The organism is Aminobacter ciceronei (genome assembly GCF_014138625.1).
Taxonomy (GTDB): Bacteria; Pseudomonadota; Alphaproteobacteria; order Rhizobiales; family Rhizobiaceae; genus Aminobacter; species Aminobacter ciceronei.
In genome coordinates, this window is sequence record NZ_JACJHY010000027.1 from 59,932 (window position 1) to 82,657 (window position 22,726).

Annotated in this window: 19 protein-coding genes; 9 read left to right on the forward strand and 10 right to left on the reverse strand. The window is 61.2% G+C overall.

Going from position 1 to position 22,726, the window contains the following annotated elements; genetic code table 11:
- Positions 1 to 7 precede the first annotated feature (7 nt).
- The 5 genes from HNQ95_RS24215 to HNQ95_RS24235 form a co-directional block, all read right to left on the reverse strand.
- Entirely contained in the window at positions 8 to 790 is a 783-nt protein-coding gene (locus HNQ95_RS24215) for an SDR family oxidoreductase (RefSeq protein ID WP_182575463.1), read from the reverse strand.
- Positions 787 to 1,665 carry an aldose 1-epimerase gene (locus tag HNQ95_RS24220; protein ID WP_182575464.1) on the reverse strand — a complete coding sequence of 293 codons (879 nt, stop codon included), beginning with the start codon at positions 1,663 to 1,665 and terminating at the stop codon, positions 787 to 789. Before HNQ95_RS24220 ends, HNQ95_RS24215 begins: the two co-directional genes overlap by 4 nt.
- Position 1,666: 1 nt before the next feature.
- Complete coding sequence (gene araH, locus HNQ95_RS24225) at positions 1,667 to 2,617, reverse strand: L-arabinose ABC transporter permease AraH (RefSeq protein WP_067964775.1); 951 nt, start codon at positions 2,615 to 2,617, stop codon at positions 1,667 to 1,669.
- An 11-nt stretch (positions 2,618 to 2,628) separates the two neighbouring features.
- Complete coding sequence (gene araG, locus HNQ95_RS24230; protein ID WP_182575465.1) at positions 2,629 to 4,140, reverse strand: L-arabinose ABC transporter ATP-binding protein AraG; 1,512 nt, start codon at positions 4,138 to 4,140, stop codon at positions 2,629 to 2,631.
- Between the two features lie 68 nt (positions 4,141 to 4,208).
- Positions 4,209 to 5,201 carry an arabinose ABC transporter substrate-binding protein gene (locus HNQ95_RS24235; protein WP_067964779.1) on the reverse strand — a complete coding sequence of 331 codons (993 nt, stop codon included), beginning with the start codon at positions 5,199 to 5,201 and terminating at the stop codon, positions 4,209 to 4,211.
- A 198-nt stretch (positions 5,202 to 5,399) separates the two neighbouring features.
- Between HNQ95_RS24235 and HNQ95_RS24240 the strand changes: the two genes are divergently transcribed.
- The 9 genes from HNQ95_RS24240 to HNQ95_RS24280 all read left to right on the forward strand — a co-directional run bounded on the left by HNQ95_RS24240 (position 5,400) and on the right by HNQ95_RS24280 (position 16,733).
- On the forward strand, positions 5,400 to 6,143 hold the full coding sequence (locus HNQ95_RS24240) for a FadR/GntR family transcriptional regulator (RefSeq protein WP_067964781.1): 744 nt from the start codon (positions 5,400 to 5,402) through the stop codon (positions 6,141 to 6,143).
- 32 nt (positions 6,144 to 6,175) lie between these two features.
- Positions 6,176 to 7,324 carry a galactonate dehydratase gene (gene dgoD / locus HNQ95_RS24245; RefSeq protein ID WP_067964783.1) on the forward strand — a complete coding sequence of 383 codons (1,149 nt, stop codon included), beginning with the start codon at positions 6,176 to 6,178 and terminating at the stop codon, positions 7,322 to 7,324.
- 1,287 nt (positions 7,325 to 8,611) lie between these two features.
- Positions 8,612 to 9,709 (forward strand): amidohydrolase family protein, encoded by a 1,098-nt coding sequence (locus tag HNQ95_RS24250; RefSeq protein WP_067964785.1) that lies wholly within the window; start codon positions 8,612 to 8,614, stop codon positions 9,707 to 9,709.
- Positions 9,710 to 9,759: 50 nt separating this feature from the next.
- The gene (locus HNQ95_RS24255; protein ID WP_182575466.1) at positions 9,760 to 10,752 is read left to right on the forward strand and encodes a BMP family lipoprotein; all 993 of its coding nucleotides are present in this window, start codon (positions 9,760 to 9,762) and stop codon (positions 10,750 to 10,752) included.
- 39 nt (positions 10,753 to 10,791) lie between these two features.
- Complete coding sequence (locus HNQ95_RS24260) at positions 10,792 to 11,772, forward strand: BMP family protein (RefSeq protein WP_067964789.1); 981 nt, start codon at positions 10,792 to 10,794, stop codon at positions 11,770 to 11,772.
- 73 nt (positions 11,773 to 11,845) lie between these two features.
- Entirely contained in the window at positions 11,846 to 12,940 is a 1,095-nt protein-coding gene (locus tag HNQ95_RS24265) for an ABC transporter permease (RefSeq protein WP_083948661.1), read from the forward strand.
- Positions 12,941 to 13,075: 135 nt separating this feature from the next.
- The gene (locus tag HNQ95_RS24270) at positions 13,076 to 14,008 is read left to right on the forward strand and encodes an ABC transporter permease (RefSeq protein ID WP_067964793.1); all 933 of its coding nucleotides are present in this window, start codon (positions 13,076 to 13,078) and stop codon (positions 14,006 to 14,008) included.
- Positions 14,009 to 14,013: 5 nt separating this feature from the next.
- Positions 14,014 to 15,546 (forward strand): ABC transporter ATP-binding protein, encoded by a 1,533-nt coding sequence (locus HNQ95_RS24275; RefSeq protein WP_182575467.1) that lies wholly within the window; start codon positions 14,014 to 14,016, stop codon positions 15,544 to 15,546.
- Between the two features lie 263 nt (positions 15,547 to 15,809).
- The gene (locus HNQ95_RS24280; protein ID WP_182575468.1) at positions 15,810 to 16,733 is read left to right on the forward strand and encodes a LysR family transcriptional regulator; all 924 of its coding nucleotides are present in this window, start codon (positions 15,810 to 15,812) and stop codon (positions 16,731 to 16,733) included.
- A 424-nt stretch (positions 16,734 to 17,157) separates the two neighbouring features.
- Here HNQ95_RS24280 and HNQ95_RS24285 read toward each other — a convergent pair whose 3' ends face one another.
- The 5 genes from HNQ95_RS24285 to HNQ95_RS24305 all read right to left on the reverse strand — a co-directional run bounded on the left by HNQ95_RS24285 (position 17,158) and on the right by HNQ95_RS24305 (position 22,401).
- The gene (locus HNQ95_RS24285) at positions 17,158 to 18,489 is read right to left on the reverse strand and encodes an XdhC family protein (protein WP_182575469.1); all 1,332 of its coding nucleotides are present in this window, start codon (positions 18,487 to 18,489) and stop codon (positions 17,158 to 17,160) included.
- Position 18,490: 1 nt separating this feature from the next.
- Entirely contained in the window at positions 18,491 to 19,075 is a 585-nt protein-coding gene (locus tag HNQ95_RS24290; RefSeq protein WP_067964800.1) for a UbiX family flavin prenyltransferase, read from the reverse strand.
- Between the two features lie 3 nt (positions 19,076 to 19,078).
- Positions 19,079 to 20,452: a UbiD family decarboxylase gene (locus HNQ95_RS24295; RefSeq protein ID WP_067964802.1), complete on the reverse strand. Its 1,374-nt coding sequence runs from the start codon at positions 20,450 to 20,452 to the stop codon at positions 19,079 to 19,081.
- Positions 20,453 to 20,514: 62 nt separating this feature from the next.
- Positions 20,515 to 21,459 carry an amidohydrolase family protein gene (locus tag HNQ95_RS24300; RefSeq protein WP_067964804.1) on the reverse strand — a complete coding sequence of 315 codons (945 nt, stop codon included), beginning with the start codon at positions 21,457 to 21,459 and terminating at the stop codon, positions 20,515 to 20,517.
- Between the two features lie 18 nt (positions 21,460 to 21,477).
- Positions 21,478 to 22,401, reverse strand: coding sequence for an amidohydrolase family protein (locus HNQ95_RS24305; RefSeq protein ID WP_067964806.1), 924 nt, complete (start codon positions 22,399 to 22,401; stop codon positions 21,478 to 21,480).
- Positions 22,402 to 22,726: the final 325 nt, after the last annotated feature.

The window sequence follows — 22,726 nt, forward strand, 5'->3', positions numbered from 1 at the left end:
CGTCCCCTCACTGCGCGGCGTGCTGGAGAACGCTCAGCCCACCGTCGACAGTCAGGCAGGCGGCGTTCATGAACGGGCATTCGTCCGAGATCATGAACACGGCCGCCTTGGCGATCTCGGTGGTGGTGGCGATGCGCTTGCCGGGATGGAGAGCCAGGGTTTCGGCACGCGCCTTTGCCGGATCGGCAAAGCTGTTCCAGTAGTCGATGTTCTTCTGTGTCTCGACATAGCCGGGTGCGAGCGCATTCACGCGCACGCCGGAAGCCGCATATTCGAGCGCCAGAGACTTGGTCAGTCCTAGCAGCGCGTGCTTGGCCAGCGGATAGGGGAAGGTATGCGGAATGATGGTGAAGGAATGCGTCGAGGCGATGTTGAGGATCGCCCCACCGCCGGCCGAGATCATGCCTGGCAATACTGCCTTGCAGCAGTTCCATGCGCCCTTGAGATTGACGTCGAAACAACGCAGCCATTCGGCATCAGTGGTTTCGAGCGGCGAACCAAAGACGTTGATGCCGGCATTGTTGATCAGGGCGTTGACGGGGCCGATCGTCTTTTCCGCCGAGATCATGGCGGCAGCTATGGCAGTCATATCGGAAATGTCGGCCTCGGCATGACCGAGCGCGCCCTCGGATGCCCCAAGCTTGGCAACAGTCTCGCGCAGCAGCGGGCCGTCACGGTCGACGATGAAAAGTTTTGCACCCTCCTTCAGGCATTGCTGAGCTATGGCCAGGCCAATGCCCTGTGCTGCGCCGGTCAGGAAAATGCGTTTGCCGACAAGACGGTCGCTCATTGGGTAACCTCGAAGTTCGAAACGGTGATCGAAAAAGCCCCAGACAGGGTTTGCCCAGGCGCAAGCAGATGGAGTGCGTTCGGGCCTGAAGTCGCCAGCGCATTGGGCGTGTGCGACATTGGCTCAAGGCAGAAGAAGCTCCTGTCTTCCTCCGGCGCATAGAGCATGTAGCGCGAGAACGGCGCATCGGCGGCGATGTCTGCGGCGAGCTTCGTCTCGGGCCAGATGATCCGCGCCTGCCCGCTCCAGCCTTCGAAGCAATTGTTCAGCCTTCGGCGTGGCAGCAGGCGCGGCGTTGCGAAATCGGCGCTGTCCGGGATCGGTGTGCGCACGCCAGGCAGATAGCCCTCGCGCTCGGTCCACCAAGCCATCGCCGGGGCCATGAGCAGGGTGCCCTCGGTGCGGGAAAAATAGGGGTGGAAGCCGATGCCAAACGGCAACGGCTCGTTACCCAGGTTCGTCACCGAAAGCGATAAGGTCACGGTTGCACCGTCCAGTGTGACGGTCTGAACAGCGCGATAGACGTGTGGCGACTTAGCCGGCCGCAGTTGCTCGAAAGCGAGCCGAACATGGGTGGCCGATGCATCTTCAACGTTCCATTCGGCTAGCCAGCCGTCGCCATGGATGTAGTTCGGCTCAGCCGTGTTGGGCGTGAAGCGATAGCTTTTGCCGCCGAGCTCGAAACCGTTGCCTTCGACGCGATTGCCGACCGGAACCAAAGGAAAGCAGGCCGAGCGCAAGACGTCGAACGCGCCGTCGTCATGTCGGCGCAGGAAGCGACGTCCATCGCGCGTATGGCCGTCAACGACCGCCCCGCCCTTAAGGCTCATCCGCAGCGACAGGCGGTCGCCTTCAAGTTCGACAAACCCTTGCATCTCAACGGCGTCCGAGCGCGCTTGACCTGAGATTGTCGAGCAACACGGCGAGCAGCAGGATCACGCCACGGACGATGTACTGATAAAACGCCGGGATGTTGAGCAGGTTCATGACATTCTCGGCGATACCCATGATCATGACCCCGACGATCACGCCGGCGATGGCCGCGCGGCCACCGGCCAGCGAAACGCCGCCGAGCACGCAGGCCGAGATGACCGACAGCTCCAGGCCGATGGCCGCATTGGGCTGGCCCGAGGTGATGCGCGATGCGAGCAGGATACCGGCGATGGCGCAGACCATGCCTTGCAGGGTGAAGATCCAGATACGCGTCCAGTCGACATTGACGCCAGCCAGACGCGACGCCTCGGGATTGCCGCCAATGGCCAGCGTGTTCTTGCCGAAGACGGTGCGGTTGAGCACAAAGCCAAACACCACAAACAGGATCGCCAGCACCCAGATCGGCGTTGGAATGCCGAGCAGCTTGGACAGCGCGAGCTGATAGAAATTCGGATCATTGATGCCGACGGCCCGGCCGTCGGAGGCAATCAGCGCGAGGCCGCGCACGATCTGCATGGTTGCCAGCGTGGTGATCAGCGCGTTGATGCGGAATTTGGCAATGACCACACCGTTGATCAGGCCGACGGCGCCACCGCAGAGAAGGGCCGCGAGGATCCCGACCATGATCGAACCGGTGGCATTCGAGGCCATGACGGCGACCATGCCGGCAAAAGCGACGATCGAACCGACCGATAGATCGAAATCCCGCGCCGCCAGGCAGAACATCATCGTGCAGGCGACGATGCCGACAGTGACGACCGACTGCAGCAGGCCGAGCATATTGCGCTCGGTCAGGAAGTTCGGGACGAAGATCGACACCAGCGCAAAGGCCAGAACGAAGATCACGACGAGGCCCTGGTCGCCGAGCAGTATCTTCTTGAAAGAGTTTGTCATGCTCAGTCCCCTCAGGATGCGATTGCGTCTGGCGTCTTCTTGTCGGGAAGCGCTGCTGCCAGGATTGCGCGCTCGCTGAAATCGTTGCGGTCGATGTGCGCCGAGATGCGGCCGCCGCACATGACCAGGATGCGGTCGCAGATGCCCATTACCTCCGGCAGTTCGCTGGAGACGACGATGATCGCCATGCCCTGCTCGGCGAGCTGGTAGAGGATTTCGTAGATTTCGGATTTGGCGCCGACATCGATACCGCGGGTCGGCTCGTCGACGATAAGGACGCGGACGCCCTGTTCGGACAGCCAGCGGCCGAGAATGACCTTCTGCTGGTTACCACCGGACAGGTTCAGGATGTCCTGCTTGCGCGAAGGCGTGCGGACCTTGAGCTTCTTGATATAGGTCTCGGCGATTTCGGCTTCCTTGCGCGCATTGAGGATGCCGAAGCGGGTGTTGTGGCGACGCGAGGAAATGTTGATGTTCTCCTCGAGCGACCGTCCCTGGATGATGCCGTCATGCTTGCGGTCTTCGGAGCACAGCACGATGCCCGCGCGTATCGCCTGGCGCGGGTCGACGGCGTGCACTGCCTGTCCATCGATTTTGATCGTTCCGCTGCTGCGCGTGTCGGCACCATAGACCAGACGCATCAATTCGGAGCGGCCGGCACCGATCAGTCCGAAGAAGCCTAGAATTTCTCCAGCCCTCGCCTCGAAGCTCGCCGGTTGCACGAGCTTCTCGCCGGCGATGCCTTCAGCCTTCAGCCTGACATCGCCCACCGTTCGGGCGCGCCAGCCCCAGACATTGGAGATCTCGCGACCGACCATCTCCGCCACCACCTGTTCGCGCGTGACGTTTTCGAGACTCGGGTGATGGGCGGCCAGCTTGCCGTCGCGCAGCACGGTCAGGCTGTCGCAGAGCCGAAACACCTCGTCGAGGCGATGGGAGATGTAGAGAATGACCTTGCCTTCGGCGCGCAGGCGCTCGATCAGGCTGAAGAGAATTTCGCTTTCGCGCGACGACAACGACGACGTCGGCTCGTCCAACGCGATGACGCGTGCATCGAGCATGATCGCCTTGGCGATCTCGACCATTTGCCGCTCGCCGATCGACAGCGTCTTGACCTTGCGGCGCGGGTCGATGTCGATGCCTGCAGATTTCAGCTTGTCGCCGACCTCCGAAAACATCTGTCGTGACTGGATGACACCGGCATTGGCCGGAAAGCGGCCGAGCCGCAGGTTTTCCGCGACGGTAAGCTCCGGAACCAGCTGCAGTTCCTGGTGAATGACGATGACGCCGGCATGAAAGGCGTCACGCGTCGAGGCATATTTCTGGACCTGGCCGTCGATGATGATGTCGCCGCCATCTGCATGCTGGTCGCCCGAGAGGACCCGGATCATCGTCGACTTGCCGGCGCCGTTTTCGCCCATCAGGCCATGGACGGCCCCCTTTGCGACGGAAAACGACACGTCGGACAGCGCCTGGACGCCAGGATAGGCTTTCGAGATGTGAGAAAATTCGAGAAATGACATCGACGGTCCTCCTGAATGTCCGACGGCAGCAAATCAACGCCGCCGGACACCGTTCAATGTAGCGGTGATTACTCGATGCCGAGTTCCGCACGGACCTTTTCGAAGTCGTCACGCTTGGCAAGCGCGCCGGCGGTCAGGATCAGCTTCTCCGGTTCCTTGCCGTTGGCGACCCACTCATACATGTTGAGCGCAGTCTCATAGCCATGGCGCTTCGGCGAGATGATCACCGAACCGATGAAGCCGGTGGCCGAAGGCTTCTTGAACTCGTTGATCGCCGAGTCCGCGCCGCCGATGCCGACACCGATCATACCGTCAGCCGCGATGCCGACGCCTTCCGATGCACGCACGGCACCCAGAACCGCTTCGTCGTTGAGGCCGAAGGCGACCCACTTCTTGATGTTGGCGTTCTTGTTCAGCACAACCGTCGCCGCGTTGAGCGCGGCTTCCGTGTCGGTCTTCGCCTGAGGCGCGTCGAAGATGTTCTCGGCCTTGAAGCCGTTGGCCTTGAGCACCGAAATCGCGCCCTCGACGCGATCGACGGCGGTCGGCAGTTGGTCATAGGAGACACGGATCGCACCGACCTCTTCGGCCTTCCAGCCACGGGCCTTCATTTCGTCGACGATGGCCTGGCCGACTGCCTCACCGATCTTGGTGGCAGAGATGCCCATATGCGGAACTTCCTCGATCGGCTTGCCGTCAGCGCTGACCAGACGGTCGTCGACGGTCATCACCTTGAGGTTGTTGGCGGCCGCCTTGGCGACGATGCCAGGCCCAAGCTTGACGTCGGGCGTGCAGACGACAAAGCCCTGGGCGCCCTGGGCGCCGAGATTGTCGATCGCCGACATCAGCTTCTCGCCGTCCTCAGCGCCGATCTTGACCAGCGTAAAACCTTTTTCCTTGGCCGCCTGGTCGGCAAACTTCCACTCGTCCTGGAACCAGGGTTCCTCGGGCTGCTTCACGATGAAGCCGATCTTGGTCTCCTGCGCATAGGCAGAAGCAATGGTGGTGGCAGACAGAACCGCAAGGGCGCCCGCGACGAGCGCCGTCTTCAACAATCGCATGTGAACTCCTCCCAAAGGTGCCGGGCAATCAGCCCGGATGACAAACGCTAGCTTCTTTTATCATACCAGTCAATTGCGCTGGTATGATAAATGAGATAGCTTCCTTTCGCGACACCGTCATGGATGATCGCAGGGGCGCATTGTCCGGCATAAGAAGCGGACATAAGAACGAGAAAACGCTCTTGGGGAGGAGAACGCATGAACATCAACGAGGCACCTGAAGCGGCAGCGAAGTCACGTCGCCCGCGCGTCCTGCCCGATGTCGTGCGGGCAATCGCTTCTCAAGTCCTCGCCGGCAACTATCCGGTGGGCAGCACGCTACCGAGCGAAATCGACCTCTGCACGGAGTACAGTGTAAGCCGCACCGTCATCCGCGAAGCGCTCAAGACGCTCGCAGCCAAGGGCCTTGTTCTCAGCCGCCCGCGCATCGGCACCGTCGTCTGCGAACGCGACAACTGGAACATCATTGATCCCCAGGTGCTGGAGTGGCACGCGCCAAACACACTTGATCCCAAATTGTTCGACTCCATCCTGGAAACCCGCCGTGCCATCGAGCCGCTGGTCGCCGAACTTGCCGCGACCCGAGCCTCGCTGCAGGAGATCGCCGATCTCGAATTGGCATGGAAAGGCATGGAAGCAGCGGGAAGCGACGTTGCCCGTTTCGCCCGCTCGGACGCCGCCTTTCACCAGGTCCTTTATGGGGCCTGCCACAACCCGATCTTTCGCCAGATCGGCGGGATGATCGAGACAGCGTTGAATTTTGCGCTCGAGGCGACAGCCAATTCCGTCGACCGGCGCGACGAAGCCGTCAGGGTTCACTACGGCGTCGTCGAAGCGCTGCGCATGCGCGACGCCGCAGCTGCTCGCCACGCAGCCAACGAGATCCTGGACCTCGCCGCGCGCGACCTCGCGCGCGCCAAGAGCCAGCACAAGAAAGACTGAACGCCAGCCCATCCGGAGTTAGTGCCGACACCATGAAGATCACTGCACTCAAGACCTACATCGTTCCGCCGCGCTGGCTGTTTCTCAAGATCGAAACCGACGAGGGCGTGAGCGGTTGGGGCGAGCCCGTGGTCGAGGGCCGCGCCCATACCGTCGAGGCTGCGGTCCATGAACTCGCCGACTATCTGATCGGCAAGGATCCGCGGCTCATCGAGGACCATTGGAATGTCATGTATCGCGGCGGTTTCTACCGCGGCGGTCCGATCCTGATGAGTGCGATTGCCGGCATCGACCAGGCGCTATGGGACATCAAGGGCCGGGCACTCGGCGTGCCGGTGCATGAACTGCTTGGCGGCCGCTGCCGCGATCGCATCAAGGTCTATTCCTGGATCGGCGGCGATCGTCCCGCCGATGTCGCTGCCGGCGCCAGGGACGTGGTGGCACGCGGCTTCTCAGCCCTCAAGATGAACGGCACCGAAGAGCTTCAGATCGTCGACAGCCACGACAAGATCGATGCGGCGATCGAGCGTGTCGCCATGGTGCGCGAGGCCGTCGGTCCTCATGTCGGTATCGCCGTCGATTTCCATGGCCGCGTTCACCGGCCGATGGCTCGCGTGCTGGTCAAGGAGCTTGAACCCTACCGTCTGATGTTCATCGAGGAGCCGGTGCTCAGCGAAAACCGCGAGGCACTGAAGGAGATCGCCGCGCTGTCATCGGCGCCGATCGCACTCGGCGAAAGGCTCTACAGCCGCTGGGACTTCAAGAGCGTACTCCAGGAAGGCGTCGTCGACATCATCCAGCCGGATCTGTCACATGCCGGCGGCATCACCGAATGTCGCAAGATCGCTGCCATGGCCGAAGCCTATGACGTCGCCGTGGCCCCCCACTGCCCGCTCGGTCCGATCGCGCTCGCTGCCTGCCTGCAGCTCGACGCGGTGAGCTACAATGCCTTCATCCAGGAACAGAGCCTGGGCATCCACTACAACAAGTCCAACGACCTCATCGACTATGCCAAGAACAAGGACGTGTTCCGTTATGAGGACGGCTTCGTCGCCATCCCGGACGGTCCCGGGCTCGGAGTCGACGTCGACGAGGACTACGTGAAGGAACGCGCAAAGGAGGGCCATCGCTGGCGTAACCCCGTTTGGCGCCACAAGGACGGTTCGTTCGCAGAATGGTAGGTTTTCCGCTGCGCGCATCGGGTCTGTTGCTGCTGCCTTCAGTCGCCTGGCGCGCTTGCCAATGACATCAAGCCAGGCCTGGCTTGAGCAACGCCGCCAAGCCTCCAGACAGAAGATGGTCAAGCGGGCGTCATGGCGGATGACATCTGGATCGGCAGGTTGACGCAAGAATTGCGTGATCAACGCCAAGCAAATGACGCCTGCTGTCCATCCCAGAACCTGGTGAACTTATGTGTTCCACGTCGCCCACGCAAAATTTAGCGCAAGCTCAACCTTTCCGTGTTTGAGCAATAATGCAAGTATCTATTGAAACAGTATTCTTGTTTATTGCGAACAAGTTTAGAAACTACCAATAAACTTCTATCTACCTGTTCACGATTTGCCCCGCTATGGGTCCTTCAGTTGCGATGTTGCCTCGGACGGCACTGGCGTTGCCAAGAGTTGTCATTGCCGGACACTCCAATAGACGTTGAACGTCGTATCTGGGGCCGTGGAACGAACCCGCTGCGCGGGAGGGCGCGCGGTGAGGTAAAGGGCACGCGCCGTTCGTTGCGCTTGCATTGAGCGTCGTTCGGCAGCGGCAGAGCATGACGGGCTTCTTCAACAAGGAGCCTGGCCTCGACAGGCGAGTGGCCGGACCAGCGCCGGGCCGCCAATACCGCGCGATGGAGCAACGAAGCGGCCTGTCCGCATCCACCTCGCGCTTCCCATCGGCGGCCGCGCCATCGCCGACATCAGCCACAGATCGAAATATCCATAGCCGTTGACTGTGGCCCGTGGGTTCCTTCCTCGGGGACTTTCGTACGTCCGCCGGCGCCCGAAACTCATCACGGGAGCGGACCGTCCGTTCTGGCACGAAAAAACACGATAGCAGACATTCCGCTTCCACCCGATACCAAGCGTCAACACAGCACCGACCTCCTGAATGCAGAGCGAGATCTGTTGAACTGGAGCATTTTTCCTTTTGCCAAAGACAGAGAATGCTCACGACGCATTATTTTTTTTTCCTCATCAAAAGATTGAAATAATAAATTTGTCTAAATTAATCGCCCGTGCTCTCTTTCCGTCATAACAAGAATGCGGGAACAAGCTGTGCGCGATTTTCCAACTGCATCCATAGCAGACCTCGTCTCTGGGCAGCCCTTTGCACTCACCGGGGGAGCTGTCATTCAGACAGACGGCTCGCAAGCGGTCAGCGACATCATAGTCGGGGCGGATGGACGCTTTGTCGCAATCGGGCCGTCCCTGGACACCAGGTCCTGCAGCGCCTGCGTCGACATTACAGACATGCTGGTTTCGCCAGGTTTCGTCGATGTGCACCAGCACCTCGACAAGACCGGAGTACTGCACTTTACCCCCAATCCTTCCGGCACGCTCCAAGGCGCCCGCGAGGCATTCGCCAAATATGCCCGAACCGCCGGTCCCGATGACATCCACAAGCGGGCGATGCGCACCATCAGGCGGTGTCTTTCCCGCGGCACGACCGCCATTCGCAGCCACGTCAACGTCGACAAGGATGCCGGCTTCCATGGCATTGAGACGCTGGCAGGCGTGCGCGACGGGGCGCGAGATGACATCACTCTGCAGCTCGTGGCCTTCATGACACCGCATCCCGGCCAGGACTTCGACTGGCTGACCGAGAATATCGATGGCGCCGTGGCGCTCGCCGATGCAGTGGGTGGCACGCCTGCTGTCTCGGAAGACCCACCACGCTACCTCGACATGTTGTTTTCCGCCGCCGTCAAGGCGGGAAAACCGGTCGATCTGCATCTCGATGAACATCTCAATGCCGATGTGCATCTGCTTGATGCAGCTCTCGAGCGGGTCGAGCGCTTCGGCATGCAGGGCCGCACCGTATTCAGTCACGTCTCTGTGCTGAGTGCCCTGCCCCGCAAGGAATTCCAGCGTATCGCAGAGCGTCTTCTTGCGCTTGATGTCGGCGTCGTCACATTGCCAGCGGCGAACCTCTACCTGCAGGGCCGCGACGCCGAGATGTTGCCGCCGCGCGGCCTGACGCGCGTTGCCGAGCTCTACCGCGCCGGCGTCACGATTGCCGCGGCGTCGGATAACATCCAGGACCCTTTCGTGCCAACGGGCTCGGGCGACATGCTGGAAATCGCGCGCTGGACATTGCTCGCCGGCCATCTTCGGGGGGATGAGCTTGCTGCTGCCCACCGCATGATCACGACGTCGCCAGCCCGCCTGATGAGTCTCGGCAAGGAGCACGGCCTCAAGGCCGGCGCCCGCGCCGACTTCGTCATCGCCGACTGCACCGACACCGACACGCTGGTTGCCGGCGGACCAGACCGGGCCTTCGTCTTCTCGAAGGGTCGTCTCGTCTCACAGAGCACAACCGACACCGTTCGCTTGAAGGAGAACGCATAAGCCGAGAGCAACTCCGGGGGGATTGGACCTCAATCTAATGGGAGAATGGGATGAAGAGCACTGCATTTTCACGTCGTTCGCTGCTTGCCTCCACTCTCGGATCGGCCCTTGCCGGCATGGTCTGGCTAGACCATGCCCATGCCGAAGATTTCAAGATGGGCCTCCTGGTCCCCGGTAGCGTCGCGGAGGAAGGCTGGAATCGGATCGCCTACGACGCGCTGAAGCGAGTGGAAAAGGAGCTCGGCGCCAAGATCAGTTATGTCGAGCTGGCCGAGAACCCAGCCGCCTTCGAAAAGGCGTTCCGCGACTATGCAAGCCAGGGCTATCAAGTCGTTCTGGGCCATGGCTTCCAGTTCCAGGACGCCGCCCTCACGACGGCTGAGGATTTCCCCGACACCGTTTTCCTCATCTCGTCGAGCAGCGTACATGAAGGGAAAGTCATCGGCCTCAATACCGATGCCAGCCAGCCCTTTTACTTGATGGGCGTGATCGCTGCAAAGATGGGCAAGGGCGCGGGCCTTATCGGTGGCATGGAAATTCCGCCCATCGCGCATGCCTTCGAGGGCTTTCGGAAAGGTGCCGAGAGCGTGAACCCGGATTACCCCGTGTCCACGGTCTTCATCAACAGCTTCACCGATGCGAGCGCCGCCAAGGAAGCCGCCGTCAGCATGATGGCGCAGGGCGCCGATTTCGTCGTTCCCAATGCAAATGCAGCGGGACTGGGCGTCATCCGCGCCGCGCAGGAATCAGGCACGCAGTCGGGCACCTTCAGCGTCTATAGCGACTACACCGACGTCGCCCCCAAGAATATCCTCGGCACGTTCATAGCCGATTACGGTCAAGGCATCGTACGCATCGTCTCGGGCATTCGGGACGGCGCCATGCCGCAAAGCAATGTCGATTTCGGCCTGAAGGATAAGGACGTCATAAAGTTCACCTTCAACGACGAAGCCGCCAGATCGATACCGCAAGACCTGCGCAATCACCTTGAAGAGGTGAGTGCGAAGATCATTGCGGGTGAGATCCAGACACGCGCGAAATAAGCGCGGTCCCTGGGAACTTATCAAATGGGAGGAAGAGCAATGAGACTTTCACGCAGAACGTTCGTGGAAGGAGTGGCGGCGCTGACCATCGCCGTGTCCATTCCGGCGATGGCACAGGCCGAAGACTTCAAGATGGGCCTTCTCGTGCCCGGTAGCGTTTCGGAAGAGGGCTGGAACCGGATCGGCTTCAATGCGCTGAAGGGCGTCGAAGAACAGCTCGGTGCCAAGATCAGCTATGTCGAGCTGCAACAGAACCCGGCCTCGTTCGAAAAGGCGTTCCGCGACTATGCCAGCCAGGGCTACAAGGTCATCCTCGGCCACGGCTTCGAATTCCAAGATGCCGCACTGGAAGTCGCGCTCGACTATCCCGACACCTATTTCCTGATCTCGTCGAGCAGCATCCACGAAGGCAATGTCATCGGCCTCAACACCGATACGAGCCAGCCCTTCTACCTCATGGGCGTCATCGCAGCTAAGATGGGCAAAAAGGCCGGCCTCGTCGGCGGCATGGAAATCCCGCCGATCCAGCAGGCCTTTGTCGGCTTCAAGAACGGCGCCAAGAGCGTCAATCCGGCCTTCCCGATCAGCGAGGCCTATATCGGCAACTTCACCGATACGACCGCTGCCAAGGAAGCAGCCTTGAGCATGATTTCGCAGGGCGCGGATTTCGTCGTGCCGAATGCTTCGGGTGCGACCGTCGGCGGCTATCAGGCGATCTCGGAATCCGGGCCGGCTGTGCGCTCTTTTTCGATCTTCAGCGACTTTACCCAGGTAGCACCGAACAACATTCTCGGCCTCTACGTTGCCGACTACGCGCAGGGCGTGGTGGAAGTCGTGCACTCGATAAAGGACGGGAGCCCGCCTAAGGAAAACATCATCTTTGGCCTGAAGGATCCGAAAGTCATCTCATTCACCTTCCGCGATGACGGTCCGGTCTCCGTGCCCGAAGACATCCGCGCCGAGGTGAAGGCGATCAGCGCCAAAATCGCTGCCGGTGAGATCAAGACCGACGCCCAGTGACCCGCAAGCGCTGTGGCCGGCCCTTCGGCCACAGCGCCTTGCTGCGCCTCATACCAACATTCGGACCGGACCCATGGAACAGGTAAACCAGGGAGTGCGTGAGAACGTGTATCCTCAAGCAGCCCAAGCTTTCGGCCGAACGCTCAGGCAAGCCGTGATCAACGCGGCGACGCCGGCCGCAGCGGTCCTTGTCGCGCTAGCATGCGGCGCAGCCCTTTTGTGGCTGAACGGTTTCGATGGGAGCGACGTGGTCACAGTGATGATCTTCGGCTCCTTTCAGGACATGCGCTCGGTTGGCGAAATCCTGCTGAAGGCGACGCCGCTGATCTTGATCGGCGCTGGCCTCTGCGTCGCCTTCCGCTGTTCGATCTGGAACATAGGCGCCGAGGGCCAGCTCTATGCTGGAGCGATTGCCGCCACATTGGTCGGCACCAATTTTGACGGGCTTTCCGTCTGGGTGCATGCGCCGCTTGTCATGCTGGCCGGCGCCTTGGCGGGGGCCGCTTGGGCAGGCATTGCCGGCTATCTCAAAGTACGCTTCCAGGCCAGCGAGATCGTCACAACGATCATGCTCAACTACATCGCGCTGATCCTAACGAGCTATCTCGTCACCGGCCCGATGCGCGATGCAAGTGCTGCCTATCCTCAATCTGCCCGACTTATCCGCGAAGCTTGGACGCCACGCATCGTCTCCGACATGCGCCTCCATATCGGTATCATCGTCGCCGTCGTTCTGGCAGTCGCGCTCTACATCTTTCTTCAGCGCAGCAGCCGCGGCTTTTCACTCCGCGTCGTTGGTCTCAATCCATACGCAGCCCGCTATGCCGGTATGCAGGTCGCCCGCAACGTAATGATCGCAATGTGCATTTCCGGTGCAATGGCGGGGCTGGCCGGCGCCTTCGAAGTGGCGGGTGTCACGCACCGCCTCTACCAGAACATTTCGCCGGGCTACGGTTTCGAAGGGATCGCGGTCGCGCTGCTTGCCGGCAACAACCCCCTGGCGGCGATCGTTTCGGGCGGGCTCTTCGCGACCCTTCGCTCCGGCTCGGAGGTGCTGCAAATCACCTCGCAGGTGCCGCAGGTCCTCGTTTTGATCATACAGGGTATCGTCATTCTCTCGGTCGTCGCCTTCACCAGGCTGCGCGACATCCGCAGGATCGTGGCTTGAAAAATGGAAACTCCCGCAAGGCGCCTAAGCCCTGAGGGAAAACAAAACTTTGGAGCATTTGCGCAATTCCCGGGCAGGACCACTTCACGCACCTTGCCGGAATTGCTCTAGGCGACCTTCCTGAGGGGTATCTCCATGGACGACATGATGTTTCTCACCTTTCTCGCGACGCTTGCGGGCGCCGCCTGGAGGCTTGCGACCCCCCTGATCTTCGCCTCCATCGGCGAGATATTTTCCGAGCGAGCGGGCGTGCTCAATATCGGGCTGGAAGGCACCATGCTCGTCGGTGCCTTCTGCGGCTTCGCGGCAGCCTTCGCCACCGGCAGTATCCCGCTTGGCCTGCTGGCCGGCATCGCGGGCGGCATGCTGTTCGGGGCGATCTTTGCCTTCTTTACGATCACCATCAAAGCGGACCAAATCGTTGTGGGTGCGGCGCTAAACCTGCTCGGCATGGGTCTCACCGCCTTCCTGTTCCGTACCTATTACGTCTCGACCGGCAAGGGCATCGAGATCGCGCAGCCCGTGCAGATCCCCTTCCTGAGCGATATTCCCTTTCTTGGCGAAGCCTTCTTCCGGCAGAACCTCATCGTCTATTCGACGGTCCTCGTCGCGATCCTGGCCAGCCTCGTGCTCTTCCGCACGTCCTTCGGCTTGACGCTCCGCGCTGTCGGCGAACACCCGAAAGCCGTCGACGTCGCCGGCCGCGATGTTGCGAGCTACCGCTATGCCGCGGTGCTGGTCGGCACCGGGCTCGCCGGCCTCGGCGGGGCCTTCCTGACGCTCGGGCATTCCAATCAGTTCGTCGAGGGCATCACCTCCGGCCGCGGCTTCATCGCGCTCGCCGTGGTCGTCTTTGCACGCTGGTCGCCGATTGGGGCGTTCTTCGTCTCGCTGCTCTTCGGCCTGTTCTACGCGCTGCAGCTGATGCTCCAGGCGCAGGCATCCATCGTTGTGCCTTACCAGGTGCTGCAGGCGCTTCCCTACATCATGACGATCGTCACGCTCGTCGTGGTCCGAGGCAAGGGCGCTGCCCCCAGCAAACTCGGCCAGCCCTACGAGATGAGGTAACGGACATGTCTCAGAAACCCTTCCTGCGCGTCGAGAACATCCGCAAGCGCTTCGGCCCCATCGTTGCCAGCGACGGCGTGTCACTGGAAATCGAGCAGGGCGAGATCCACTCGCTGCTGGGCGAGAACGGTGCGGGCAAGAGCGTCCTGATGAGCATGATCTGCGGCATGGTTCGGCCCGACGAAGGCGAGATCGTCTTCAAGGGCCAGTCCGTGCGCTTTAACAGCCCGCGCGAGGCGATCCGTCAACGCATCGGCATGGTGCACCAGCATTTCATGCTCGTGCCGAACCTGACGGTGGCGGAAAACTACATTCTCGGCCAGGGATCTCCGTTGCGCGTCATTAACGACATGGACGAGGTCCATGCAAAAATCCGCGAACTTTCGGATCGCTACGCCCTCGACGTGCGTCCGGACGCCATCATCGAAGACCTTTCGGTCGGCGAGCAGCAGAGAGTGGAAATCCTGAAAGTCCTGTTCCACGGCATCGACCTGCTCATCCTCGACGAGCCGACAGCCGTGCTCACCCCACAGGAGACCGACCGCCTGCTCTCGCTGATGGGAGACCTCGCCAAAGACGGCAAGACGGTCGTCTTCATCTCGCACAAGCTCGACGAGGTGATGCGCGTCAGCAATCGCATCGGCGTCATGCGCGACGGGCGCGTCGTGCACACGGTCAATGTCGGCGAGACGAATGCACGCGAGCTTGCCCGCATGATGGTCGGCCGCGACGTGCGCATGGAGCTGCCGCGCAGCCCTGAACCGCCCGGCCACATCGTGCTGTCGGTCGACAAACTCACCTGCCGCGCCGAGACCGGCCTGCCGGCCGTGCGCGGCGTGAGCCTCTACGTGCGCGCCGGCGAGATCGTCGGTATTGCCGGCGTGTCCGGCAACGGTCAGACGGAACTGTCGCTCGCACTTTCCGGTCTGCTGCCGGTCGACAGCGGCCGCGTGATTTTGAATGGCAAGGACATTACCGGCCTCGACCCGGCCCGCATCAATGCCAGCAGCTTCTCACACATCCCGGAGGACCGGCACAAACACGGCATCGTGGCTTCGATGTCGCTGAGCGAAAACACAATCCTCCAGCGCTACGATCAGAAGCCTTTCGCCAGCCGCGGTATGTTGAACCGGGGGGTCATCGGCGAGCACACACGCGATCTCATCAAGCGGTTTCGCATAAAAAGCCGCGACGAGGATCAGCCGATCGGCGCGCTCTCCGGCGGCAACCAGCAGAAGCTGGTGGTCGCGCGTGAACTTGCCCGCAACCCGGATTTCATCCTCGTCAACCAGCTCGCCCGGGGCATCGATATCGGCGCCATGGAGTTCGTGATGGAGGAGATGCTTAAACAGCGCGACAACGGCCGCGCCATTCTGCTCATCTCCACCGAACTCGAAGAACTCTTCGCGATCTGCGACCGTATCCTGGTGATGTTCCACGGCGAAATCCTAGGTGAACTGCCGCCTGACCGAACTCGCCTCGACGAACTTGGTCTGCTGATGGCCGGCCAGACCAACCAGCCTGCGCTGGCAAGCTAGGCCGCGCTGGAATCCAGCAAAACCAAGACCAAGGTTCGGGTGCTGCCGTGAGCATGCTGCTGGAGGTGTTTTATCTCGCCGACCGCCACGGTTATCTAGATTGAACTCAAACCGGTCGGGCCGGGTGTGGTATCAGACTGTATCCGGTCCGACGAAGCAGTGTTGCCAATGGCAGGCCAGACCGAACAGCCGGTGCTGCAGGCTGGACAGGCATAGGGACGGCAGGATTTGATGACATTGGAGAACAGGAGGGCCGCGCATCCATGAACATCACCCTGCGGCAACTCAGGGCCTTCATTGCGGTGGCCGACCTTGGCCAGTTCAATCTCGCGGCCCGGAACCTTCACCTCACGCAATCGGCCGTCAGCATAGTCATTCGAGATCTGGAATCGGAGATCGGCGTACGCCTGTTTGACCGCCACACCCGCATGGTTTCGCTCACTCTCGTGGGCCAGGAGTTCCTGCCACAAGCCCGTAAGATACTGAAAGACCTGGAACTCGCAGTTGGCGATATGCGCGACAACGCATCGTTGAAACGCGGCCAGGTGACGATCGCCGCTGCAATCGTGCTCGCAGCGACGATCGTGCCGCCTATCATTGCGGCGTTCGTGAGCATGCATCCCGAAATTCTGGTCAGCATCCGCGACATGCCCGAAGAGGCGATCAGTCCGGCGCTCAAGCGCAATGAGGTCGATATCGCCATCGGCACGCTCTCGGAAGACGATCCCGAAATCACCGCTACGCCTCTCATGCGCGACAAGCTCATGCTTGTCTGCCGGGAAGACCATCGCTTCGCCAGGCAAAAATCCGTTCGCTGGGCCGAGTTGAAGGGCGAGACACTTATCACGCTCGCAGCCACGAATCCGCTTCGCAGCATTGTCGAGCATAACCTCATCCGTGTTGTGCCCAACTTCCAGCCAAAATACGAAGTGCGCTTCTCGACCACCGCCATCAGCATGATCTCCGCCGGCATGGGCGTTGCCGTCTTGCCGGAGAACTCCAGCCAACTGGCGTCAGCAGTTCGTGTAACTACCGTGGATCTCGTCGACCCGACCGTAATGCGCAATGTCTCGCTCTTGCAACGGCGCCAGCATAGCTTGTCACCGGCAGCTGAACGTTTGAAAGCGGCCTTCGTGGCGGCGATGCGACCTGAAAACGCTGGCGCAAGCGCCCTCGGTCGCACTTAGGTGGTGCGATCTAGTCGTCGGCACCTGGTTTTCGGTGAGCCTAAGGCTAGCCTGGACCTGTCAGGACGCTCTGAACATTACGATTTCGCGACTTTCCAGTGCACAGACAGTCTCTTTGGTGACACCTTCGGGCGGTTGACCAAACCATCGCGCCTCATCCAATTGGCCAGAGGCTGTCACACGCGGTTCACCCGAGAGTATGGAAACCGCATAAGTGATCGAAAGTGTGTGGAGGCCACCAATGTCATCAAACTGGTCATTTATGAAAACGGCCGAGACTGGCCATGTGAGGATTCCCAGATCGTCGTGAAGGCATCGAACAATCGACATCGCGCAGCTTTCTCCACGCCCGATTTGGCGACCTGGCATCTGCCACAGACAGTTGGCTGAATTCTTGGATCTGACCAACAGGATGCAGCCACGCTCATTTTTGATCAGCGCGCGAGATGTCAGTTCGATGCGATTTGAGAAGGGCGGCTCCGCCCTTTGCGGACAGGTACCTTGAATACTGCCGTTTGCTCGTAGCGTGGAAACGCTCTTCATCGGTTCGCCCTTCAAACGATTGGCTGGCACTGCAGGCGGGGCAGGATAAGGAGCCGGCGACGCGAGGGGGCGTTGTGGGAGCCCCCGAATGCGTCGCCGGCCCACGCCGGACTTTGGGAACACACTGGACAAGCTGGGAGGCCTGCGGCCAGCGAAAAGCCCGGACGTAGTTGCCCCCTGCGTTTGTGATGAGTTCACTTGCGTTCATGGGGGCGAAGCACTTGTCGATCGTGTTGAGAGCAAGCGTCCGGGGGACCGTCGGGTCGGTCGGGACCTTGCCCTTCATGTGGAGCAATCTTGCCTGCGCGACGTCGGCGACCACCGAAAGGGCAAGCGAGTTTGCGTCTGTCGCCTTGTCGAATATGCCGATAGGCGCCTTGATCCTGGCAAGCGTGGTCTCGCGGTGACCGCGTTTGCGCAAGACCTCACAGCGTTTCGCGTGAGTACGGCGGCTTCCCAGAGCACCAATATAGAAGGCGGATGAGGCGAGCGCAGCCTCGAGCAGCGGCAACTCACGGTCGATGTCATGGAAGAGGAGCACGACCGCCGTGTCAGCGTCCAGCTGTTTCGGCGATGGAGCTTGGCCCCGCTCGATCTCCACGACTTCATAGCCGGATACTTCCGCCAGACGCGTCACCACGCCAGCCTCCAGGGGCGTGCCGGCAAGAAGCATGCGCTGCTTCGGGTGGTAGACGCGCACAAATTCCTCTCCCTCCCAGCCACTCACGCCTTCGCCTGGTTCGAAGAAAAGAGCCTGCCTGCCGGGGTTGTACCGGAGGCGCCCGGGAGCACGGCGGTGCAGCGCGGCAAGTATGTGGCGGAGTGCTGTGGCATTTCGCAGGACGTGGATAGCCAGCGTGATGCCGCCGCCACAGGGCAGCACGATGTCGAAGAACGGCGAACCTTCGCCGAGGCGAAGCTTGCGATCGATGCCATTCTGGAGGGCGACCACGGCGTCAGCGGCCACCGCCGCTTCGGTGCAGCCGCCGGAGACGAAACCACAATAAAGGCCGTCATCGCGCACCGCCATCTGCGCGCCGATGGCGCGGGCAGCGCCGCCGCGGATTTCAACGAGGGTGACGAGGGCGGCGGCCAGTCCCTGTTTGAGCGCTTCGGCGGCGAATGCCAGGATGGCGATCGCATCGTCCGAGAGGAAGGCAGCGCGGGGTTCTGGCGTGAGCGTTTTCGGCTCGCTGGCAATGCAGGCGCCCATATCATTCCCCTCCCTGCGTTCCCGGCCAGCGGCGTACGATGCCGGGGTCGAGATCGAAGAGGTCGAGCACCCGGCCAACGGTGTGGTCGACCATTTCTTCAAGGCTTTGCGGCTTGGCGTAAAAGGCCGGAACGGGCGGATAGATGATGCCGCCCATTTCGGTGACCTGCGCCATGTTGCGGATATGGCCAAGATGGAGCGGCGTCTCGCGCAGCATCAAAACGAGGCGGCGGCGCTCCTTCAGCACCACGTCGGCGGCGCGGGAAAGCAGATTGTCGGTCGTACCAGTCGCAATTTCCGCCATGGTCTTCACCGAACAGGGCGCGACGATCATGCCGAGCGTCTTGTAGGAGCCTGAAGAGCAGACGGCACCGATATCCTTGTTTGAATGGGTGACTGTCGCCAGTGCCTCAAGATCCTGCTTGGTAAAATCCGCCTCGGCCGCGAGCGTGATGCAGGCTGCGCGTGACATGATCAAATGAGTCTCGATCTCGAGGTCGCGCAGCACTTCGAGGATGCGCTTGCCATAGACCATGCCGGAAGCGCCCGAAATGCCGACGATCATGCGACTTGGCCGCGTCGTCATCGCCTATCCCACGCTTTTGAGGAGTGCGGCAGCGCGAGCCGAGGCCTCGTCGCTTATGCGGGCGCGAACGCCGTGGAAATTCGGGCCGCGCGTCGCATCGAGCCCCATACGCGAGGTCGTGCCGATGCCGCTCGCCGACGGGTCGAGCGCATTGCCAGGCAGGCCCTCGATGATGACGACGTCCTTGTGCGGCTGGAAATGGGTGGCAAGCGCCCAGAGCACCTCGCTGTCGCGGGTGATATCCACGTCCGCATCCACCACCACGACGGTCTTGAGGTACTGGTCCCAGCCGAGCAGGCCGAGCATGACCTGCCGTGCCTCGCCCTCGCGCGTCTGGTTCATCGCGATGTAGGCGTGGAAATGGGTGCCGGAGGACGGATAGTGCACTGATGTAATGGAGGGGAAACGAGCTTTCAGCTTCTCCACCACTTCCGCCTCGCGGGGCACGCGGCCGAGGTTGAGGTGTTCGGCCGAATTGCCGCCGGCGACGGAGACGAGGATCCGATCGCGGCGCCGCATGATGGTTTCGACGGTGAAAAGATTGTTGGTCGAGCGGTCGGAGGAATAGCCGGTGAACTCACCAAACGGCCCCTCCTCCACATGGGCCTCGGGATCCAGCACGCCCTCCAGCACGACCTCGGCATGTGCAGGCACACGGATGCCGTATTTTGGAGTGCGCACCACCTGAAGGGGTTCGCCCATCAGGCCGCCGGCAACATCGCGCTCGTCCTCGCCGAAGGCAAGGCGGGCGGAGGCGGCGATCATGAACAGCGGATGCCCGCCGATCACCATGGCGACCGGCATCGGCTCGCCCTTCTCCTTCGCCATGTTCATCAGGCGCCAGAGATGGCCGCGCGAATGCAGCGAGGTCGCGAGCGAAGTCTTCGAATGGATCATGGCGCGGTGATAGCTGAGATTGCCGGCCCCGGTTTCAGGGTGCTCACCGATGATGATGCCTGACGTGATGTATTTCGCGCGGTCAGTGTCGAAGTGCTTCAGCATCGGCAATGCGTGCAGGTCGACGGCGTCACCAGAAATGATTTCTTCGGTGATCGGGCCGCTTTCAAACACCTCCGGCGTGAAGGGTTTGTTGGAACGGGACTGGTAGGCCTCGTGCAGCTTGTCGGCAGTCGAGCCGAGCAGGCGGGCGATGCGGTCACGCGAGGCAAAGATGTTGCAGACGACCTCACTGCCTATGCCGCTAACACTCTTGAGATGCAGCATCGGATGCTGGCCCTTGTCCGCCAGGTTCCAGATCAACGCGGTTGCGTCCTGGTCGTCCGAGACCGGCCCATCGATCGTGATGACATCATCGGGATGTTCCGCCTTATAATCGGCCAGGAAACGGCGGACGTCTTGCTTGTGGTACTGGCTCATGTCTCGGCCTCGGGTCGCTGCGGGTGGCTGGCGACGCCCCGAAAGGCGCCGCCCTTGTCAAATCAGGCGAATTCCAGATGCTTGCCGGTGGCGCGGTCGACGCCGGCGTAGGAATCCTTGAGGCGCGCCTGGGCATCCTCTACGTCGCGCGGCGGCGGGGACGGGTCGATGCCGACAAGCTTGGCGATATTGTTGCCGAGATAGCCTTCCAGATCGTCCTCGGAGAGGTTGATGCCGTGCGGCGGGTCCTTGCAGAGCACTTCCAGCTCGCGCAGCCACATGCCCGGATCGTTCGGTGGGCTGTCCGTGCCGAAGACGATCTTGTTCTTCGGCAGCTGCTGGGCGAACTCCACGATGCGCGACTGGAAGCACCAGCCGGATTCGCAGTAGACGTTCGGCGTATCCATCGCCATCCAGAAGGATTCGAACGAGTAGTTGCCGCCCGTCTGAATGCCGAAATGGCCGATGATGAAGTTGACCATCGGGAATTCGCGGATGATCGGGTAGAACATCGTCGGGATCGTGTACGGGCCGTCGCCGGTGTGGATCAGCACGACCACGCCAAGCTCGGCGCACTTCTTCATCGCCGGACGCAGCCACTCGAGCGCGCGGTCGGGACGATAGCCGTGCATGTTGGCGTGCAATTTCAGCATCTTGAAGCCGTATTCCTTGACGTGGAATTCCAGCTCCGCCGCGCCGTTCTCAGGTCCCCAGCGCGGATTGTAGTTGAAGTTGCCGATGAAGCGGTCCGGGTACGTCTGGCAAAGCTCGGCGCAATAGGCCATGTAGTCGCGAATGCCGTCGCGGCCCTTGCGGTTGCCGTCCCGGTAGCCGGTGTTGCCTGGTGGCGGCTGGATGAAGCCCATGTCGATCCGGCGTGGCTTGCCGTTGATCATGTAGGGGCCGTCCATCAGTTTCAGCATGCGCTCACCCGTGAAGGGCGAACCGGTATGACGCCACGCCTCGTCCACGAGGTTCGTCGGGTGAAGATGGGTATCGATGATCATTGTTCACTCCGTTCAGTTTTACGCGGCAAGCGCGACGCCGTGCTGGCGCAGATACGCTTCGGCTTCCTCGACGGTCGCCGGCGGCCTGGTAGGCTCGAGACCGATCATGCGGGCGGTGTTGTTGCCGAGGTAATCCTCCAGCGTATCCTCATCGAGATTGAGGCCCTGCGGCGGCTCGTGGCAGAGGACTTCCAGAAGGTTGATCCACATGCCTGGTTCGTTCGGCGGCGTATCGGAGCCGAACAGGATCTTGTGCTTGGGTAGGACCTTGGCGAACTCGACGATGCGCGACTGCAGACACCAGCCGGATTCGACGTAGACGCTCGGCGTGTCGAGCGCCATTTGCATCGGCTCGAACACGTAGACACCGCCGGTCTGCACGCCGAAATGCGCGAGGATGAAATTCACTTCCGGGAACTCGCGAATGATCGGATAGAACTCGGTGGGGATTGAGTACGGACCGTCGCCGGTATGCACCTTCACCATGAGGCCGAGCTCGGCGCATTTCTTCATGGCCGGACGCAGCCAGTCGAGCGCGCGGTCAGGGCGGTAGGCATGCATGTTCGCCTGCAACTGCACCATCTTGAAATCGAACTCCTTGGCATAGCGTTCGATTTCTTCGGCGCCGTTCTGCGTGCCATAGCGCGGGTTGTAGACGAAGCAGCCAAGGAAACGGTCCGGGTGCTCCGTCACCATCTTTTCCGTATAGGCCATGTACTGGCGGATGGCGGCCTTGCCTTCCAGGTCCATGACTTCATGGGTGTAGATGGTGTTGCCTTGCGGCGGCTGGATGAAGGCTTTGTCGATCCGGCGCGGCTTGCCGTTCACATAGTACGGGCCGTCCATCATCTTCAAAAGCTTGTCGCCGGTGAACGGCGGTCCGTCGTGGCGCCAAGCCAGGTCCACCAGATCGGTGGGGTAGCAGCTTAGATCAATGATCATCCTTGTTCTCCTGTCGTAGAGGATCCGGTCGATGCGGGGCCGCGCGATGGACCCCAGGCCGGCCAAAAGCCGGCATGGATGCGCGATCTCAGGAAATGCCGATGATGGGGAAGGGTAGTCGGTGCGGACGCCGCAGGGCGGCTGCAACCGACAGGTGTTCCTTTCGCAGTGAGCATCGACATCGCGGCCTCATCGTCCAACAGACGGTGAGCAATTGTCGGCGCTTCTACTCAACGGTGAAGAAACCATGGGGCCGACTTTCTGTCAACGGGGAAAAATCGACTAACCTATTCTTTTTAAACGCTATTTCATGGCGATCGGCAGC

What these genes read in the sequence shown, in the direction of transcription:
- HNQ95_RS24215 (WP_182575463.1), bottom strand. Translation starts at nt 790, where the DNA reads ATGAGCGACCGTCTTGTCGGCAAACGCATTTTCCTGACCGGCGCAGCA.
- HNQ95_RS24220 (WP_182575464.1), bottom strand. Translation starts at nt 1,665, where the DNA reads ATGCAAGGGTTTGTCGAACTTGAAGGCGACCGCCTGTCGCTGCGGATG.
- araH (WP_067964775.1), bottom strand. Translation starts at nt 2,617, where the DNA reads ATGACAAACTCTTTCAAGAAGATACTGCTCGGCGACCAGGGCCTCGTC.
- araG (WP_182575465.1), bottom strand. Translation starts at nt 4,140, where the DNA reads ATGTCATTTCTCGAATTTTCTCACATCTCGAAAGCCTATCCTGGCGTC.
- HNQ95_RS24235 (WP_067964779.1), bottom strand. Translation starts at nt 5,201, where the DNA reads ATGCGATTGTTGAAGACGGCGCTCGTCGCGGGCGCCCTTGCGGTTCTG.
- HNQ95_RS24240 (WP_067964781.1), top strand. Translation starts at nt 5,400, where the DNA reads ATGAACATCAACGAGGCACCTGAAGCGGCAGCGAAGTCACGTCGCCCG.
- dgoD (WP_067964783.1), top strand. Translation starts at nt 6,176, where the DNA reads ATGAAGATCACTGCACTCAAGACCTACATCGTTCCGCCGCGCTGGCTG.
- HNQ95_RS24250 (WP_067964785.1), top strand. Translation starts at nt 8,612, where the DNA reads ATGCTGGTTTCGCCAGGTTTCGTCGATGTGCACCAGCACCTCGACAAG.
- HNQ95_RS24255 (WP_182575466.1), top strand. Translation starts at nt 9,760, where the DNA reads ATGAAGAGCACTGCATTTTCACGTCGTTCGCTGCTTGCCTCCACTCTC.
- HNQ95_RS24260 (WP_067964789.1), top strand. Translation starts at nt 10,792, where the DNA reads ATGAGACTTTCACGCAGAACGTTCGTGGAAGGAGTGGCGGCGCTGACC.
- HNQ95_RS24265 (WP_083948661.1), top strand. Translation starts at nt 11,846, where the DNA reads ATGGAACAGGTAAACCAGGGAGTGCGTGAGAACGTGTATCCTCAAGCA.
- HNQ95_RS24270 (WP_067964793.1), top strand. Translation starts at nt 13,076, where the DNA reads ATGGACGACATGATGTTTCTCACCTTTCTCGCGACGCTTGCGGGCGCC.
- HNQ95_RS24275 (WP_182575467.1), top strand. Translation starts at nt 14,014, where the DNA reads ATGTCTCAGAAACCCTTCCTGCGCGTCGAGAACATCCGCAAGCGCTTC.
- HNQ95_RS24280 (WP_182575468.1), top strand. Translation starts at nt 15,810, where the DNA reads ATGAACATCACCCTGCGGCAACTCAGGGCCTTCATTGCGGTGGCCGAC.
- HNQ95_RS24285 (WP_182575469.1), bottom strand. Translation starts at nt 18,489, where the DNA reads ATGGGCGCCTGCATTGCCAGCGAGCCGAAAACGCTCACGCCAGAACCC.
- HNQ95_RS24290 (WP_067964800.1), bottom strand. Translation starts at nt 19,075, where the DNA reads ATGACGACGCGGCCAAGTCGCATGATCGTCGGCATTTCGGGCGCTTCC.
- HNQ95_RS24295 (WP_067964802.1), bottom strand. Translation starts at nt 20,452, where the DNA reads ATGAGCCAGTACCACAAGCAAGACGTCCGCCGTTTCCTGGCCGATTAT.
- HNQ95_RS24300 (WP_067964804.1), bottom strand. Translation starts at nt 21,459, where the DNA reads ATGATCATCGATACCCATCTTCACCCGACGAACCTCGTGGACGAGGCG.
- HNQ95_RS24305 (WP_067964806.1), bottom strand. Translation starts at nt 22,401, where the DNA reads ATGATCATTGATCTAAGCTGCTACCCCACCGATCTGGTGGACCTGGCT.